This window comes from Sphingobium sp., from assembly GCF_003248505.1.
Lineage (GTDB): Bacteria > Pseudomonadota > Alphaproteobacteria > Sphingomonadales > Sphingomonadaceae > Sphingobium.
Genome location: NZ_QFOA01000159.1, coordinates 1 through 2,281 on the forward strand (window position 1 = coordinate 1; position 2,281 = coordinate 2,281).

General features: G+C 58.3%; 2 protein-coding genes. Both read left to right on the top strand.

Annotation, left to right across the window (positions count from 1 at the left end; all coding sequences use genetic code 11):
* The first annotated feature begins 260 nt into the window (after window positions 1-260).
* Window positions 261-1,220 carry a recombinase family protein gene (locus DI606_RS20020; protein ID WP_084439159.1) on the top strand — a complete coding sequence of 320 codons (960 nt, stop codon included), beginning with the start codon at window positions 261-263 and terminating at the stop codon, window positions 1,218-1,220.
* A gap of 89 nt (window positions 1,221-1,309) precedes the next feature.
* Entirely contained in the window at window positions 1,310-2,131 is an 822-nt protein-coding gene (locus DI606_RS20025; RefSeq protein WP_157102575.1) for a DUF3800 domain-containing protein, read from the top strand.
* The last annotated feature ends 150 nt before the right edge of the window (window positions 2,132-2,281 follow it).

The following is a 2,281-nucleotide window of genomic DNA, read 5'->3' on the forward strand; positions in this document are numbered from 1 at the left end:
TTTCTGGCGCGACCGTAGAAGGCAGCAACAAGTAAGATCTCGCGCCGGCTATCTGGGCGAGCTTGGCGTAGGATTCCGCCCCCTCCCGCAAACGCCCCCGTAAAAGGCGGGACGCCGAGGGGAAGGGCGTGCGCGTCGCCCGCTGACGCCCCTTCCAACTGACTTTCCATTCTCTCGCCAAATTCCAGGCGCGCGAACCGTGCAGAGATCGTATAACGGGGGCAACCGTTCGGTTATCCCCGTTAAATGGATTGTGACAAATGCCCTTGATCGGCTACACCCGTGTTTCGACCGACGAACAGGACACATTCGCGCAGATCGGTGAGTTACGGCGCGCAGGCTGTGCAGCCATATTCGAAGACCGGGCCAGCGGCGCTAGCCGCAGCCGTCCCAAGTTGGCCAGCGCGCTCGCTGCGGTAGGGCAGGGGGATACCCTCGTCGTTGTGCGGATTGATCGCCTCGCACGATCGTTGTCGCATTTGCTCGATATCGTCGAAGCGCTTCGGGCGAAGGGCGCCTACTTTCGCTCGATCAACGATCCAATCGACACGAGCAGCCCACAAGGCATGTTGATGACGCAGATGCTCGGGGCCTTCGCCGAATTCGAACGTGCTCTCATTCGGGAGCGGACGCGCGCGGGCCTCAAGGCGGCGGTCGCGCGTGGCGCGAAACCGGGAAATCCGAAAATGCGCGCGCGGGATCCGTCAGCAATTGATGAGCTACGCCACACTCTGAAGGAAAAGCATCTCCACGATCTGATAGACGGTCGGCAAGCTTGGCTGCCGCTCGTTGAGCGCCTGCGGCCGCAGTTGCCCTGGGCGTTTGTGTTACGGCATATTAGGGCGCTCAGGCCGCCGGTGCGCTCTTTCTCCGAACGCACGTTGGTGAAGGCGTGCCGAGCGCTCGTTGACGCAGGCTACGCAAATCCTGTGATCTTAGAGACGGCGCCGCGCCTTTCCCCCGATAGCCGGGTTGCTATACTTGTTGCCGACAAGCTTAGAAGCCAGCCAGATGCCACACTGCGCGGTATTGCGGCTTGGCTCGGCAAGGATTTGCGGGAGCCAACGCCGCGTGGTGCTCTGAACTGGTCGCCAGAAGCTGTCCGCCGCGTGATCGCTCAAGGGCGGGAGTTGGGGCTCATTTGTTGCGCCAAACCCAATGTGAAACAGGGATGCTCAGTACGGCGGACTGCGTCGATCAGCCCGGAACGGGAGGAGTGAGCCTTCATGCCCACTTCAAGGAATCACCAAGAGGCGAGGCCTGATAATCGGCAGTCTCAGCAAGACTTTAACATTGTGGAATAAATGATATGGGAGGACTCGACTCTTCTGAGCGCTGCCGCAACAAAGAACATATGCAGCCGCTATTTCATGTCTACATCGATGAGGCGGGCGACCCCGGAGTAAAGCCGAAGGCAACCGATGAGCCACATTGGTCTGATTGGTTCGTCTTGTCCGCGGTTGTGGTAGGAGCCGAGAACGACGCCGACACCGTTGAATGGATCAAGGACATGAACCGTGCGATCCGTCGTAACGGCCCTTCGGACATTCATTATCGTAAGTTCAGCGATGCCAATCGTCGGCATGTGTGCAGGGTGCTTGCAAGCAAGCCAGTTCGCCTCTTCATTGTCGCATCTCATAAAGATACGATGCGCCGGCACCGAAGTCAGCGATTAGGTAAATCTAATGACAAGCAGTTCTATAACTGGTGCCTCAGGCTTCTCCTCGAACGCGTAACGGAATGGTGCGCAAGGCGTGGCCGAAAGATGGGTGCAGGAGTCTTTCCGGCGCGATTGGTGTTTTCACACCGCGGTGGCCATGACTACGGCGAATTGAGGGGGTATCTGCGGAGAATCATTGCGCAATCGCTGACGGGCAATCTGACGCTCGACAGAAAGGGCATTACACCAGACGTCATTTTCGATGACCTGATAGAGGTTGTTCCGCACGACAATCTGGCCGGCTTGCAATTGGCCGACGTGGCGGCGAGTGCGTTCTGGCAAGCCGCCTGTTCAACGTCTCGTCGACATGATCTTACGCCAGCATCAGACCTGATTTGCCGGCTTGCCAGAAAGGGCCAACGCAAGCGCCCCGACGGGTTTGGCATGATGCTTTTACCGCTACCCCACTAGGGTTCAAACTCAATCAGCCTATTGAAAATCTGTTGGCACATTGATTCAGGAGGGCTCCGTTGAAGCAGGAGGCCCTTGGAGATGTCGCGTTCGTTATTCTGGCTGTCGGATGAAGCATGGGGCGCAATCGAGCCCCACCTGCCGAAGAAC

Bases quoted from the DNA above. Each gene is read 5' to 3' on its own strand.
- DI606_RS20020 (WP_084439159.1), top strand. From the start codon at position 261: ATGCCCTTGATCGGCTACACCCGTGTTTCGACCGACGAACAGGACACA.
- DI606_RS20025 (WP_157102575.1), top strand. From the start codon at position 1,310: ATGGGAGGACTCGACTCTTCTGAGCGCTGCCGCAACAAAGAACATATG.